Origin of the sequence: Crocosphaera sp. XPORK-15E (assembly GCF_034931425.1) — a bacterium.
GTDB lineage: Bacteria > Cyanobacteriota > Cyanobacteriia > Cyanobacteriales > Microcystaceae > UHCC-0190.
Map to the genome: position 1 here is coordinate 217,008 of NZ_JAYGHQ010000002.1, position 15,461 is coordinate 232,468.

The 15,461-nt window shown below is 37.6% G+C and carries 11 protein-coding genes; 8 read left to right on the top strand and 3 right to left on the bottom strand.

Features of this window, described 5'->3' with window-relative positions; genetic code table 11:
- Positions 1–27: 27 nt before the first annotated feature.
- Both VB691_RS02580 and VB691_RS02585 read right to left on the bottom strand, forming a co-directional pair.
- Positions 28–510: an MEKHLA domain-containing protein gene (locus VB691_RS02580; RefSeq protein ID WP_323289891.1), complete on the bottom strand. Its 483-nt coding sequence runs from the start codon at positions 508–510 to the stop codon at positions 28–30.
- A 15-nt stretch (positions 511–525) separates the two neighbouring features.
- Positions 526–2,409, bottom strand: a complete 1,884-nt coding sequence (locus tag VB691_RS02585) for a phosphodiester glycosidase family protein (protein ID WP_323289892.1) — start codon at positions 2,407–2,409, stop codon at positions 526–528.
- 147 nt (positions 2,410–2,556) lie between these two features.
- On the opposite strand from VB691_RS02585, the gene VB691_RS02590 reads away from it, so the two are divergent.
- The 8 genes from VB691_RS02590 to VB691_RS02625 all read left to right on the top strand — a co-directional run bounded on the left by VB691_RS02590 (position 2,557) and on the right by VB691_RS02625 (position 14,634).
- Positions 2,557–3,861 (top strand): NAD(P)/FAD-dependent oxidoreductase, encoded by a 1,305-nt coding sequence (locus tag VB691_RS02590; RefSeq protein ID WP_323289893.1) that lies wholly within the window; start codon positions 2,557–2,559, stop codon positions 3,859–3,861.
- Between the two features lie 145 nt (positions 3,862–4,006).
- Entirely contained in the window at positions 4,007–5,890 is a 1,884-nt protein-coding gene (locus VB691_RS02595; protein ID WP_323289894.1) for an RNB domain-containing ribonuclease, read from the top strand.
- A gap of 122 nt (positions 5,891–6,012) precedes the next feature.
- The gene (locus tag VB691_RS02600; RefSeq protein WP_323289895.1) at positions 6,013–6,588 is read left to right on the top strand and encodes a Uma2 family endonuclease; all 576 of its coding nucleotides are present in this window, start codon (positions 6,013–6,015) and stop codon (positions 6,586–6,588) included.
- Positions 6,589–6,625: 37 nt separating this feature from the next.
- On the top strand, positions 6,626–7,201 hold the full coding sequence (locus VB691_RS02605) for a Uma2 family endonuclease (RefSeq protein WP_323289896.1): 576 nt from the start codon (positions 6,626–6,628) through the stop codon (positions 7,199–7,201).
- Positions 7,202–7,236: 35 nt separating this feature from the next.
- Positions 7,237–7,818, top strand: coding sequence for a Uma2 family endonuclease (locus tag VB691_RS02610; RefSeq protein ID WP_323289897.1), 582 nt, complete (start codon positions 7,237–7,239; stop codon positions 7,816–7,818).
- A 338-nt stretch (positions 7,819–8,156) separates the two neighbouring features.
- The gene (gltB, locus tag VB691_RS02615; RefSeq protein ID WP_416244594.1) at positions 8,157–12,824 is read left to right on the top strand and encodes a glutamate synthase large subunit; all 4,668 of its coding nucleotides are present in this window, start codon (positions 8,157–8,159) and stop codon (positions 12,822–12,824) included.
- Between the two features lie 81 nt (positions 12,825–12,905).
- Positions 12,906–14,021, top strand: coding sequence for a DUF262 domain-containing protein (locus VB691_RS02620; protein ID WP_323289898.1), 1,116 nt, complete (start codon positions 12,906–12,908; stop codon positions 14,019–14,021).
- Positions 14,002–14,634: a hypothetical protein gene (locus VB691_RS02625; RefSeq protein ID WP_323289899.1), complete on the top strand. Its 633-nt coding sequence runs from the start codon at positions 14,002–14,004 to the stop codon at positions 14,632–14,634. Before VB691_RS02620 ends, VB691_RS02625 begins: the two co-directional genes overlap by 20 nt.
- Here VB691_RS02625 and VB691_RS02630 read toward each other — a convergent pair.
- Complete coding sequence (locus VB691_RS02630; protein ID WP_323289900.1) at positions 14,585–15,421, bottom strand: hypothetical protein; 837 nt, start codon at positions 15,419–15,421, stop codon at positions 14,585–14,587. The two genes, VB691_RS02625 and VB691_RS02630, sit on opposite strands and share 50 nt — an antisense overlap.
- Positions 15,422–15,461: the final 40 nt, after the last annotated feature.

The window sequence follows — 15,461 nt, forward strand, 5'->3', positions numbered from 1 at the left end:
TGAAAGGTTTAATAGAGTAATGTAATGCTACAAAAAATAAAAGTCTGAATAAACGGCTGCCTGTCCTTGATTGATTTGTTGTTCATCAATGACATTCCAAACAATGCCATTGTTTATTTTAAAGCGTTTTCCTGTGCTAGTAATGCGAATGCCTGAAAAGTAAGAAAATCCTTTTTTTGTAGTTTCAGCAAGCAAGCGATCGCGTTCTGTTTGTTCCACTAATTCGGCGGTTTTTCTGGAGGGAATTTTGATAAATTCTTCCCAAGTTAATTCCCAAATATCTAGAGCTTTTTGATTACCATAATTAAAAATAGGATCAGTTTCTATTCCATGAGAAGCTACAGCAAAAGGAACTCCAAATAATTGTTGAGCAATTTCTTCGGATGAACCTTGTATCTCTGGTAAACCTTTTTCTTTCCATAAAGAATGACCCAACCAATGCTCAAAACTACTCAAAATTAATTGAGTTCTTTGGATAACTTTTTCTTGTTGATACGGTAAATTATTCATATTAATTAATGATTTTTACGGATTAACAAATACTCCAATACCATTATGAACTCTTGCAGCAGTGACAGGAGAACGATCAATTAATTGACCTCCTAACGCTAAAGATGTGGAACTTCCTCCATCTAAATTTAAGGCATCAACTGCCCCTAATTGTTGCATAATTTGAGCCATTTCATCTAAACTCGCACCGCTTCCCCCGACACGGGTATGAACCGCCACTAACATGATTGTACCTCTATTTGTGACCCCAATAGCACTACGGGACGCTTTTTGTTGTTGAAACCCTTTACTAAAGTTTTCAGCTTCAGCATTAACTACAATACGACGGTTATTAATTAATAATGGCCCTGCCCCTACAATATGGGAAAATTGATTAAACTCAGTAGGGATAGTATTACTTTCTATTTTAACAGTCATTCCTACAGATAATGAGGAGGGAGAAACCGCATTTTTACGAATAATTAATAGATATCCATTTGTAGGAATAGGAAAAGTATTATTACCTGCTTTGACTGCTTTTTTTTGCTCAATTATTTGATTATTTTGTACAAAAACAATTGTTTCATTATCGCTTAAAGTTGTATAATTTTCTCCCCATTCAGGGGTATAACGAGCAATTCCTGATTGAACATAACCACTATTTAAAAATAGTATAGGAAGGGTTTGTCTAGCAGATGTAATGAGATTTTCTCGAAAACTTAAACGGTTCATATTAACTTGTCCGCGCTCATTCCAAGCAATAGCACCTCGTCCTAAAATGGGACTCGATAACCACTTATTATCTTGACGAATTGCCCCTAATGGTAACTGATTATTTCTGTTAAAAAATCCCCCATTAATAGCAGCAGAAGCTTGCCAATTTTGGGCAGTCGTAACTAAAGGAGCCGTCCCTGTTTGACTGTTAGGATTACTGATAATTGGTTTGAGGGAAATATGGGGCGATCGCTGGGCAATTTCCAACCAATTTACCGGAAAAATATCCTCATTTAATCCTCTTTTTATTTTGACAAATTGTTGTCGCCAAATAATCCCTGGAGTCCAGACAATTTCTTTGGGAACAATAGCATCAGAACGGACATCAATTACAATACGATTAGGATTGGATAAACTAAAGACATTTAACCCATAAGCAGTTGGTAAATTAACATTAATTTTCGTTAAATTTTCCGTGTTTTCCAAGGAAAATAAATTAGACTCTGAGGGTTGAGAAACAGGACTTCCTAAGTCATCTTCATCTGTATTATTAAGGGAGTTGGGGGTTAAATTTGTGGAATTATAATCATTAGTTGAAGCGGTAGATGTTTTCCCCGAAATCATAACAACTCCTTGACCTTTTGCTTGACTAACTTGCCAAACTGTTGGCCTATCAACATCCAGAACAATTCGTTTACCCCAAGGTTGATTTCCTTGACGAATATTGCTAATTTGTGCTAAGGGAAAATTCAATTTTAAACTATTATTGATAACTTGTAAGTTTCCTCCCGCTAACTGAATTAATTCCGTTACATCTAAGTAGCGATAGGGAGCGATAAATCGTGCTAAAATCGGTAAAGGTTGACCAGAATCTGTGCCAAACCAACGAATCGGTTGTAAATTAGGATCATTAGTGCTAAGGAGTTCTAACCCTAGCAAATTCATGGCCCCAATATCACTAATTCCCGTGCGTATTTTATCTCCTTGTTGCCATTGAGTCCAAGGAATATTATACTTTTTACCATTAAGAATAATTTCCTTTCCCTGTGGGATAGCATCAGATGCTTCAACGGGTAAAATTTGAGGAGAAAAGGTTATATTTTGCCCTTCGCTTTGAGGTGAGTTACTGATTAATAAATAAATGATTAAGGTTGACAGTAGGGAAATGGAAAAAAGAGTTAGGGGATACCAGGGAAGTTTTTTCACTCAAGCCTCCTTATATTGTAAAGAAAGGTTAATTTAAAGACACATCTAATCATCATAACAAATTAAAGATCGGTTATCTATTATTGCCACAAAGTTTTATAATAAACTAGGAAAGACAGCTAAAAAGATTGAACGGTAGAGACGACAATGAAAATCGTGATTCTTGGTGCGGGGCCAGCAGGCCTTTTACTCGCACATTATTTATTATCTCATCCCAATGATTATCAAATTTTAATTTATGATAAAAGAAGTGATCCTAGACAAATTGATGAAAATAAACGAGCATTTGTGATTGGAATTGGGAAACGGGGACAAACAGTATTAAAAACAATTGATGGACTTTGGCCCGCGATTAAAAATAAAGGAATACCTGTGCGTAAATCTGGATTTTATTCTCAAAAAAAAGGAGAATGGAAGGTTTTTGAACGCTATCAAGATGCTGATATGTGTAATCTTTTAATTAATCGAAATGATTTATGTAGCGTGTTATTAGAGGAATTAGAAAAAAAATCTAATCCTAATATAGACATTCAATTTAATGTAACTTGTTTAGATGTCAACTTAAGATCTCATATCATTAAATTAGAGGATAAAAATAGTGATTTTTTTGAACAATCTTATGATTTATTAGTGGGTGCAGATGGGGTTCATTCTCCGGTTAGAAAAGCGTTAATGTCTCAACCTGGATTTGATTTTGAGCAATCTTATTTTAAGACTCATTGGAAAGTGATACATATTCCTAAACCCGATTTTATGGAAACAGAAACCAGTTATGGATTTCGAGAATTTACCCCAAGCGATCGTATTGTAGGGGCCGCGCTTCCCGAAGTCAATAATCAGATATGTTTGTTAATGTTTTGGGATCAAAATCCAGAAATATTAAACAGAAATCCTTTTAATATTAACACTGTTGAGGAAATGCAGAAAAAAATCAAAGAAACATTGTTGCCAGGGTTAGAACTTACGAATGATCAAGCACAAAAATTGCTTAATAAATATCCTTCTACGGTTGTCCAAACCAAATGTAATCGTTATCATGATCTTGAAGGTAAAGTTGCTTTAATTGGGGATGCTGCCCATGGAATGTCGTCTCGTTTAGGACAAGGATGTCAAGCTGCTTTTAATGATGCGATCGCCTTGTATAAATTATTAGTAGAAGAAAATAATAATTTGAGTCTTGTCTTACCTAAATATTCAGAAAAACAAGTAAAAGAAGGTCATGCTATTACGGATATGAATGCTGATCTTGCTCCCCGATCTCAATGGGTTTCATTCTTGTTTAATACTGTGATGCTCATCAGAAGTAAACTGAATAAAAAATTTCCAAATTTAATTAAACCTACTGCTGCAACAGAAGTTTCTCAAACCTTAATTCCTTATTCAGAAATTGCTGCTCGTTTTCAACATTGGATGAGTTTAATTAAGTGGTCAAATGAAAGACACCTAAAATAGTAAAAAAAGTGTCTAAGGTTTAGCTAATGATATTGGTATTTATTGGCTTAAAGGTAAAAATTCAGTTAGAGATAGACTTTTGGCAATAATATGTTAACCTTAAATATTAGCAAATTAGATTAAAAAGTGATTATACTCAGAAAACGTGGCGAAATCATCACCGATCATCCGCAGTGAAATCCAAGAATTACTTGAGGAACCCATCTCAGTATCAAACAGAGAAGCGGTCTTAGGGTTTACCATTGATGGGGAAACCTCGAAAGACCTCGATGATGCGATCTGGATACAACCGAAGTCATCAGGGGTCGTGATCGATGTGCATATCTCGGACGTGACGGCATGGGTTCCAATCGGTTCAAACTTAGAAGAACAAGCAATGTCCCTGGTGGCTACTCGCTATATGGCATCAAGGACAGAGCCAATGTTTCCCCATGAATTGTCCGAGGATAAATTATCTTTACTCGAAGACCAACTACGGTTAACTGTGACCATTCGGGTAACTTTGGATGAATCAGCCAATATTAAGAAAACACAATTATTATTAACCCATTTTACCAGCCTTAAGAAGTTTTCCTACCCCTCAGCCGATGCGACTCTCAATGACCCCTCCCGGCCGTTTTTCCAAGTGTTGCGTTACTGCGAAATCTGGGCCCAAAAATTAGCCTGGAAACGCCAAAGTTTAGGCGCGATTGGTCAAACTACCGTCGGGGGTGTCACCTTAGACGAAGAAGGACGACTCGTTGAAACATTAAGGTACCATTCTCAGCAGATCATCCAAGAATTCATGATCTTAGCCAATACAGCAGTGGCTAACTTAGCGGAACAGCATCGACTACCTCTGCTTTATCGCAATCATACAGCTTCGGCTGTGGCACCGAAAAGCAAGGAGTTAATCGAAACCCTGACTACACTGGGCTTGCCGGAACTAATACGACAGAAGCTTCAAAGTTGGTTAAATCCGGCTACTTATTCCCCCGCCGTCATTGGTCACTTTGCCCTATCCCTGCCAGCTTACACTCACTTTACTTCACCGATTCGCCGTATAGCTGACTACATTAACCACCGTATTCTCAAAGCCGTTTTCATCGATAACGTCGAGTCCCCTTACACCGTCGAAGACTTAGAGGGCATCGCTGAATACATCAATGAAAAGCGACAAGAAGTCAAGGAAAAGCGCGATGAGCATTACCGTGAAAAACGTCTCAGTCAGACGGTGAATCTTCTGCAAAAACGAGGTAAGCTTCAAGGGCTTTCTGACAAGGATTTTTCTAAGATTCTCAAAGATAGCCTCAAGATTTCTAAGTTAGATCAAATGGTGCCAGAGGCGATCGCCAGATTAGAAGCCAGGGAACTCAAACCCGCTGATCTCTATTACTTGGTATTTGGTGAGTATCAAGATCCTGAGAATAAAGCCTTGATTAAAGAGAAGTTGTTAGGCTATGTGGAAGAACAACCCGCCCATGCTACTCAGACTTTACAGATAGCCAGTGCCATTAACCAGACAACCTTGGAATACCTCGAAAAAACAACGGCATCAGGAAAATTTGCTTTTTGGTCTGTCTTTGAAGGTGAAACCACCAGCTTTCCTGCGATCGCCACGAGTAAACAAGCAGCAAAACATCAGGCTAATTGCTTATTGTTACAGGGAGTCTTTGAACAGAGTCTTGTACCGCCTCGCTTGATCGATGAAAGTCCCTTGCAAGACGTGGCTGAAACTGAGAGTTTCGATCAATCTTTTCCAGAAGAATTAGTCGAAGAATTAGACTTATCAGGAGTCCCAGAAGAAGCGAGAGATTCTCCTATCGGTTATCTTCATGATCACTTACAGAGGCTAAAACTGAAGAAACCGGCCTACTTTTACAATAAAGTGGGAGATAGATGGCGATGTTGTTGTCAGGTTGCCTGGTTCGAGCATCTTCTCCTGGAAACTGAAGCTTTGGCTTCATCCAAGAAAGAGGCGAAGACGATGGCTTCCTTGAAGGCGATCGCTGATCTCGAACAGTATGTCGTTGAGGAATTAGAGGATTGACAGTAGAACAATTTTAGCAGGAGAAAAATCTCAATACTAAAATCAGAATTATACTAATATCTTCCTGTTTCAAGATCAGTTAAAACTTATTGTCCATAATATGATAAGGAGAAATAAGAAAGATGGTTAATCCTTTAGAAATAAAGTTTGAGTCCTTTCAATTGACAGATGACCAATTCTATCAACTCTGTCAAGATAATCGTGATTTAAGATTTGAAAGAAATAGCAATGGAGACATGGTAATTATGCCACCAACGGGAGGAGAAACAAGCAACAGAAACCTAAAAATAATACAACAATTAGGAATCTGGACAGATAAAAATAAAACAGGAATTGCTTTTGATTCTTCTGGGGGTTTTACGCTTCCCAATGGTGCAGATAGATCCCCTGATGCGTCTTGGATACCCTTAGAAAAATGGAACAATTTAACAGCAGAAGAACGCCGAAAATTCTTGCCTTTATGTCCTGATTTTGTCATTGAATTGCGTTCTCCTAGTGATAACTTAAAACCCCTACAAGACAAGATGAAAGAGTATCTAGATAATGGGACAAGATTGGGATGGTTAATTAATCGAAAAGCGCAACAAGTGGAAATTTATCGACAAGGAAAAGAAGTAGAAATATTAGATAACCCCAAGACATTATCAGGAGAAGATATCTTACCTGATTTTATATTAGATTTAGAATTAATTTGGTAATGTTAAATGATAATTGTATTATTGAGGTAAATAAATTATGATTAATCCTCTAGAAATAAAGTTTGAATCCTTTAAACTGACAGATGAACAATTTTATCAACTTTGTCAAGATAATCGTGATTTAAGATTTGAAAGAAATAGCAATGGAGATATGGTAATTATGCCACCAACAGGAGGAGAAACAGGTAATCGTAATATTGAAATTGCGTATCAACTTCAATCATGGAGTCGTCAAAATAAATTAGGGATTGCTTTTGATTCATCCACAGGTTTTAAGTTGCCAAACGGTGCAGATAGATCCCCTGATGCGTCTTGGATACCCTTAAAAAAATGGAATAGTTTAACATCGAAACAACGTCAAAAATTCTTACCTTTATGTCCTGATTTTGTCATTGAATTGCGTTCTCCTAGTGATAACTTAAAGACATTACAAGATAAGATGAAAGAATATCTAGATAATGGAACTAAATTGGGATGGTTAATTAATCCACAAGATAAACGAGTAGAAATTTATAGACAAAGAAAAGAAGTAGAAATATTAGATAATCCTCAGACATTATCAGGGGAAGATTTTTTACCTGATTTTGTGCTGAATTTAGAATTAATTTGGTAAAATTAAGTTATATTTTGATTGTTGAGGTAAAAATTATGATTAATTTTCTAGAAATAAAATGTGATTCTTTGAAACTGACAGATGATCAATTTTATCAACTTTGTCAAGATAATCGGGATTTAAGGTTTGAAAGAAATAGTAATGGAGATATGGTAATTATGTCACCCACTGGAGGAGAAACAGGTAATCGAAATAGTGCAATAAACTATCAACTTTACGCATGGAATAATCAAAATAAATTAGGTATTACTTTTGATTCATCCACAGGTTTTAAGTTACCAAATGATGCAGATAGATCCCCTGATGCGTCTTGGATACCCTTAGAAAAATGGAATAGTTTAACATCGAAACAACGTCAAAAATTCTTACCTTTATGTCCTGATTTTGTCATTGAATTGCGTTCTCCTAGTGATAACTTAAAGACATTACAAGAGAAGATGAAAGAATATGTAGATAATGGCACAAAATTAGGATGGTTAATTAATCCACAAGATAAACAGGTGGAAATTTATAAACCAGTAAAAGAAGTAGAAATCTTAGATAACCCTAAAACATTATCAGGAGAAAATGTTTTACCTAATTTTGTCTTAGATTTAGAATTAATAATTTTGAATTGAAGCAAAGCGACTTAACCCTATTGTTTTCTTGAAAATCTTAAACAAACCTTAAAAAAAATCACCCAAATGTAATAAATTCCCGAAAATTCAGCTACCATGAGACATCTGTAGGATAAATTGTCTTAATAAGGAAATTAGATCATTAACTCTCAGGTTCGATAGCATGGGAAGTAAAGGTTAAGACAGACCCCTTCTCTCAAACCTCAGTACACAGAGATTTTTACTGCTGATTTCTGCCATAACTATCTCTTAACATTATGGTTTGGGATACTTACCAAACCAGCTTTAGCAACCCCGTAACCCCTAAAATTTGACTTGCTATGGATGAGCGCAGCATAATGAAAATGACCCCTAATACCAACACCAACAACCAACCCCAAACAACCTATATGGGGCCACCCTCCCTAGTAGAAGAAAGAGACGCTTGTGGGGTTGGGTTTATTGCAGATGTCAAAGGAAAAGGCAGCCATAAACTCATACAACAGACCTTAACTGCGTTAAGCTGTATGGAGCATCGGGGCGGTTGTAGCGCGGATAATGATTCAGGAGATGGATCAGGTATAATGACGGCTATTCCCCGCGAATTATTAGCCCCCTGGTTCACAGAAAAAGGTATCACGATGCCCCCTGTGGAACAGTTAGGGGTAGGTATGGTATTTTTACCCCAAGATACCAGCAAACGGGCAGCAGAACGGGCCCACGTCGAGGAAGTGGTTAAAGCAGAAAAGTTAACCGTGTTAGGATGGCGTGAAGTCCCGGTTAAATCCGAAGTCTTGGGAATACAAGCAAGAGGAAACCAACCCCATATAGAACAGGTGATGGTAACATCTGCTGATGGGTTGTCAGGGGACGCATTAGATCGGGTTTTGTATATTGCGCGATCGCGTATTGGTAAGCGTTTGGCCGATGATTTTTATATCTGTTCTTTCAGTTGTCGTACCATTGTTTATAAGGGGATGGTACGCAGTGAGGTATTAGGGGAATTTTATCAAGATTTAAAGAACCCCGCCTTTGTTAGCCAATTTGCGGTGTATCATCGCCGTTTTAGTACCAATACTATGCCTAAGTGGCCCCTAGCTCAACCGATGCGTTTATTGGGTCATAATGGGGAAATTAACACCTTAATTGGTAATATTAACTCGATGGCGGCCAGGGAAGTTAATTTACAAGTACCAGGGTGGAAAGCAGAAGAATTAGACGCATTAACGCCTGTTGTTAATGCTGCCAATAGCGACTCCTATAACTTAGATAGTACCATGGAGTTGTTAGTAAGGACTGGTCGCAGTCCCATTGAAGCGGCGATGATTTTAGTGCCAGAAGCTTACCTAAATCAGCCAGATCTCAAAGATTATCCCGAAATTACAGACTTTTATCAGTATTATAGTGGCATCCAAGAACCTTGGGACGGCCCTGCGTTATTGGTGTTTAGTGATGGTAAGATGGTCGGGGCTTGCTTAGATCGTAATGGGTTACGACCAGCAAGGTATTGTATTACCAAGGATAATTATGTGGTGGTTGGATCAGAAGCAGGGGTGGTAGATCTACCTGAGTCTGACATTATTGAAAAAGGAAGATTAGGGCCCGGACAAACTATTTCCGTTGACTTAACCACTCAAGAAGTGTTAAAAAATTGGAAGATTAAACAACGTATTGCCCAAGCACAACCTTACAAAGAATGGTTAGAAACCTACCGTCAAGAAATTGCACCTCAACCTTTTTCTGACACCCTTTTATTGACTCAAACCAGTCAATTACTACAGCAACAAACTGCCTTTGGTTATACAGCAGAAGATGTAGAAATGGTCGTAGTTCCCATGGCCAGTCAAGGCAAAGAACCAACTTTTTGCATGGGTGATGATATTCCTTTAGCTGTTCTCTCTAATAAGCCTCATCTACTTTACGACTACTTTAAACAACGGTTTGCCCAAGTAACTAACCCCCCCATTGATCCGTTACGGGAAAGTTTAGTTATGTCTTTGACTATGTTGTTAGGAGAAAGAGGCAACCTATTAGATCCCAAAGCAGAAGATGCCAAACTCTTAAAAATAGATACTCCTGTTCTCAATGAAACAGAATTAACCCAAATTAAAACTTCTGATTTCAACGTAACAGAATTATCTACCTTATTTGAGATTACATCAGGGCCAGGAGGACTAAAAACGTCCTTAGATCGTCTTTGTACCGAAGCAACAAAAGCGGTTAAAAATGGGGCAAAAATCCTCATTTTAAGCGACCGTGTCGGGTCAAACGGCCATGGAAGTATTGATGAGACAACCAGTTATATTCCCCCCTTATTAGCAGTTGGGACAGTTCATCATCACCTCATTAAAGAAGGGTTACGTCTGCAAACATCTCTAATAGTTGATACGGCCCAATGTTGGAGTACCCATCATTTTGCTTGCTTAGTCGGTTATGGGGCCTCTGCTATCTGTCCTTATCTTGCCTTAGAAACCATCCGTCAATGGTGGAATGATGAGAAGACCCAAAAATTGATGGCCAATGGTAAACTCGAAAACGTCACCCTAGACAAAGCTTTAAATAACTATCGTCACTCAGTAGAAGCAGGACTGTTAAAAATTCTCTCTAAAATGGGAATTTCTTTGTTAGCTTCTTATCATGGGGCGCAAATTTTTGAAGCTATTGGCCTAGGTATGGACTTAGTAGAAACAGCCTTTGAAGGGACTACCAGTCGAGTTGGTGGTTTAAGTATTGAAGAACTGGCCCAAGAAGTTATAGCAGTTCATTGTCAAGCTTTCCCCAGTTTAACTGACAAGAAACTGAAAAACTTTGGCTTTATTAACTACCGTCCAGGGGGAGAATATCACATGAACTCTCCCGAAATGGCAAAATCTCTCCATAAAGCCGTAGAAGCCTATAAAGCAGGGGAAAATGGGGCAAATAAAGAGGCATACAATCATTATGAAATGTATCAGAAATACCTCGAAGAACGCCCCATAACTGCCTTACGGGACTTATTAGAATTTAAAGGCGATCGCCCTTCTATTCCCGTTGCAGATGTGGAACCCGTAGAAGCTATTGTTAAACGCTTCTGTACTGGGGGAATGTCTTTGGGTGCATTATCACGGGAGGCCCACGAAACCCTGGCGATCGCCATGAACCGTTTAGGAGGAAAGTCCAACTCAGGAGAGGGAGGAGAAGACCCCACCCGGTTTATTACCCTCTCAGATGTAGACGAAAATGGCAACTCTGCGACTTTCCCCCATCTTAAAGGACTGCGTAACGGTGACACGGTGAGTTCTGCCATTAAACAGATAGCCTCCGGCCGGTTTGGGGTAACACCTGAATACTTGATGAATGGTAAACAATTAGAAATTAAGATGGCCCAAGGGGCCAAACCAGGAGAAGGAGGCCAGTTACCAGGGCCAAAAGTTAGCTCTTATATTGCCATGTTACGGAAGTCTAAACCTGGTGTCACCTTAATTTCTCCCCCTCCTCATCATGATATTTACTCCATCGAAGACTTGGCCCAGTTAATCTTTGATTTACATCAAATTAACCCAAATGCGAAGGTTTCCGTTAAATTAGTGGCAGAAATCGGCATCGGAACCATTGCGGCCGGAGTTGCTAAAGCTAACGCTGATATTATCCAAATTTCTGGTCATGATGGTGGTACAGGTGCATCACCTCTGAGTTCCATTAAACACGCGGGTTGTCCTTGGGAACTAGGAGTGACGGAAGTTCATCGGATGTTGATGGAAAATAAACTCCGTGGCCGGGTTATTTTACGGGCTGATGGTGGCTTAAAAACGGGTTGGGATGTAATGATGGCTGCGTTAATGGGGGCCGAAGAATATGGGTTCGGTTCCATTGCTATGATCGCCGAAGGTTGTATCATGGCCCGTATATGTCATACAAATAACTGTCCTGTCGGGGTTGCGACTCAACAAGAACGGTTACGTCAACGGTTTACAGGTATTCCTGATCATGTGGTCAACTTCTTCTACTTCATTGCGGAGGAAGTCCGGTCAATTTTAGCTAAATTAGGCTATCGTTCCTTAGATGAGGTCATCGGACGGTCTGACCTGCTTAAAATGCGCTCCCAAGCGAATTTAACTAAGACTCAATCGATCAATTTAGACTGCCTCCTCAACCTTCCTGATGTGAAAACAGACCGTAACTGGTTAAACCATGAGGAAGTTCACAGCAATGGGCCGGTTTTGGATGATGAATTATTGGCTGATACTGCTATTAGTTCTGCGATCGCCACTCATGGAACTGTTAGCAAAGACGTTAAAATCATCAACACCGATCGCACGGTTGGGGCCCGTATTGCCGGAACTTTAGCCAAAAAATACGGTAATACTGGGTTTTCTGGTGAAATTACCTTTAACTTTACTGGGGCCGCGGGTCAAAGTTTTGCTGCCTTTAACCTCCCTGGAATGATTATGCACCTAGAAGGGGAAGCCAATGATTATGTAGGTAAAGGGATGCACGGCGGCGAAATAGTGATAGTTCCTTACAAAACAGCGACCTTTGAGGCAGCAGATAACGTAATTGTCGGGAATACCTGCCTTTATGGGGCAACAGGAGGCGTTTTATATGCCAATGGTCGGGCCGGTGAACGGTTTGGGGTGCGTAACTCGATGGGTCAAGCGGTTATAGAAGGGGCCGGCGATCACTGTTGTGAATATATGACAGGGGGTGTGATCGTGGTTCTCGGTTCCGTTGGCCGTAATGTGGGTGCAGGAATGACGGGAGGTTTAGCTTATTTCTTAGATGAAGATAACAGCTTCCCCGAAAAAGTTAACCCGGAAATTGTGGAAATTCAGCGCATTTGTACAGAAGCAGGAGAAGCACAATTAAAAGAATTAATTGAGACTCATGTTACTCGTACAGGCAGTAAAAAAGGACAATTAATATTGGATAATTGGGGTGATTATGTCGGCAAATTCTGGCAAGCAGTCCCCCCATCAGAAGCAAATAGTCCTGAAACAAATCCTAACCCCGTCATGGTAGCGGAGAAAACCTTAACTCCTGCTAAATAACCGTAGGGTGGGCAATGCCCACCTTACTTTATTTTCTGAGATATTAATATTATACATACAAAATAATCGAGATATAGAATCATGGGAACAATTGAATATAAAAAAAGCTTTTTTAAAGTAGCCGATTTTGTATCTTGGCAAAAAGATCAAGCATTAATTTTATCCCCTAAATTTCAACGTCGATCAGTTTGGAAATCAGGTACTAAGTCTTTTCTAATTGATACTATTGTCAGAGGTTTACCAATTCCTATTATTTTTTTAAGAGATCTTCCTATTGATCTCGATACCTTAAGACCAAAGCGAGAAGTAATTGATGGACAGCAAAGATTAAGAACTGTTTTGAGTTTTGTCGCCCCTCAGTCCTTACCAGACTATGATCCTGAAAAAGATCAATTTACTGTTCAAAAAAATCACAATAAAGAAATAGCAGGAAAAACCTTTCAAGAACTCGATGATGAAATCAAGCGAGATATTTTAGATTATGAGTTTAGTGTTCATATTCTCTCTCCACGAATGGATGATAGAGAAGTGATCGATATATTCCGTAGGATGAATTCAACCTATTATCAATTAAATAAACAAGAACTCAGAAATGCTGAATATTTTGGTGAATTTAAAACTCTCGCTTATCAACTAGCAGTAGAATGTTTAAACTATTGGAAAAATTGGAAAATTTTTAATGACGATGATATTGCACGAATGAAAGAAGTTAAACTGACATCAGAACTTATCATTATGATGATTGAAGGAAAGCTATTGACGGGTGAAAATGAAGATATAATAGATGGTTTTTATCAAAAGTATGATGATACTTTACCAAACAAAAGTAAAATTTATGATAATTTTCATAACACCATGAAAGTTATTGATGATTATTTTAAAGATTTTTTGCCATCATCAAAGTTCCATGAAAAAACAAAAATCTATATTTTCTTTGCTGTGATTTATGACTTGCTTTTTGGAATAAATAGTATGAAATCACGAGTATCACACCCTATTAATAAACTCTCTAGTGAAGTTCTTGAAAAAATCAAGATAGGTAGTGATTATTTAACAAATAAGCCAATAATTAATGCTGAAATTGAAAAAGCTCTTACTTCACGAAGAAAAGGAGTTACAGAGAGAGAAACTATTTTTAATTATTTAAGATCTTTTATAAGCAACCCTACTGAAATTTATGCCAAAGAAAGCAGATAGCTTATTTGAAAACTTTAAAGAAGGGGTTAAAAAACGGGAAATGACACGAGCTAAAATAGAAGACCTGTTAGCCAATAGAATTCTTGAAGAAAGGGATATTTTAACGGTTTATGATGGTTTGTTTTTGGGTTTATTTACCGATTTTGAAGAATTTATTGAAAAATTATTTTATGGACTACTGGAAGGAAAAATTGTTATTGATGGACGCAAAATTAATCAAATTCGGAAAGTGAAAATTTCTCCACAATCAGAAATCAATTCAGTAATTCTGGGAGGTAAACAATATATTGATTGGTTGCCTTATGATAGAACAATAGAAAGAGCAAAAATTTTTTTTCATGATGGTAAACCTTTTACTAATCTTAATCATGATCAAAAAAGTAATTTAGGATATTATCATAAAATCAGAAATGCTATTGCCCATAAAAGTCCTAAAGCACAAGCAGAATTTGATAAAATAATCCAAAATTCTCGATTACTACCTTCACAAAAGACTCCCGCAGGATACTTAAGAAGTAAACCAAGAGGACAAGAAACCCAGTATGAGATTGCTGCTGCCGAACTTATACAAATAGCTTCAATTTTATCAAGAAACCCAACACAACAATTATAATTAGGATAGAACTATTCTGGGAGAAATATCCTGATAGTAAAAATGCTTTAGTAGGAAAACGAATTTGATAACGACTTCTTGCATATTTAACAATAGTATTCCAAGGTGTTAATTGATTAATCCCTAATTGAATCATCGAGAGTAAGAAATATTTTTGATAGGAAGTTAGTGTATATAAATCATCAATATATTCTCGATTAGTTCCTAGTAAATCATAAACCGTATCCCAGTCAATATCATATTTATTAATTACATTAGCCAAGCTTAACCACTTAGACATTGTACTATGATATGTACAATTAGGTGGTATGATATACCCTATTTCTTGTAACTCATAAGCAACGGATTCAACATTAGGATTTTCGCCTCGTGTTTTAATTGCTTCGATAGCTTTTAATAAAGACATTCCGCCAAGGTTGATTAGTATGTGACGAGCAAAAAGCCTATAAACAGTTATTTCATTCTCACTATTTTTTAAAATTTCCTTGCTAATATCTGTTAGTTGATACTGCTTTCCTGAATCATTGATATCTTGAATAATTTTATAAGCTCTTAATGATAAAAAGCAATTCATAGCAAGTTTACGCTTATTATCATTAGCTGATATTGAATCAGAACTACTTCTGGAATGATCGATAAAGTATCTAGATAATATTTCTTCTTCTAGTTTATTTCTCTCCGGTTGACAACTCTCACAAAGCTTAATTATTTGAATAATAGAAAACTTCTCAGGCTGAAACTGATCTCCATAAGTAAACCGAATTCTTTTAGATTTATTTGCATTCATGGCACAATTATGATTAAAAATAGGTAATTTAATTTATTTA

Excerpts from the sequence above, each read along its gene's own strand:
- VB691_RS02580 (WP_323289891.1), bottom strand. The coding sequence starts at position 510 with ATGAATAATTTACCGTATCAACAAGAAAAAGTTATCCAAAGAACTCAA.
- VB691_RS02590 (WP_323289893.1), top strand. The coding sequence starts at position 2,557 with ATGAAAATCGTGATTCTTGGTGCGGGGCCAGCAGGCCTTTTACTCGCA.
- VB691_RS02600 (WP_323289895.1), top strand. The coding sequence starts at position 6,013 with ATGGTTAATCCTTTAGAAATAAAGTTTGAGTCCTTTCAATTGACAGAT.
- VB691_RS02605 (WP_323289896.1), top strand. The coding sequence starts at position 6,626 with ATGATTAATCCTCTAGAAATAAAGTTTGAATCCTTTAAACTGACAGAT.
- VB691_RS02610 (WP_323289897.1), top strand. The coding sequence starts at position 7,237 with ATGATTAATTTTCTAGAAATAAAATGTGATTCTTTGAAACTGACAGAT.
- gltB (WP_416244594.1), top strand. The coding sequence starts at position 8,157 with ATGAAAATGACCCCTAATACCAACACCAACAACCAACCCCAAACAACC.
- VB691_RS02620 (WP_323289898.1), top strand. The coding sequence starts at position 12,906 with ATGGGAACAATTGAATATAAAAAAAGCTTTTTTAAAGTAGCCGATTTT.
- VB691_RS02625 (WP_323289899.1), top strand. The coding sequence starts at position 14,002 with ATGCCAAAGAAAGCAGATAGCTTATTTGAAAACTTTAAAGAAGGGGTT.
- VB691_RS02630 (WP_323289900.1), bottom strand. The coding sequence starts at position 15,421 with ATGAATGCAAATAAATCTAAAAGAATTCGGTTTACTTATGGAGATCAG.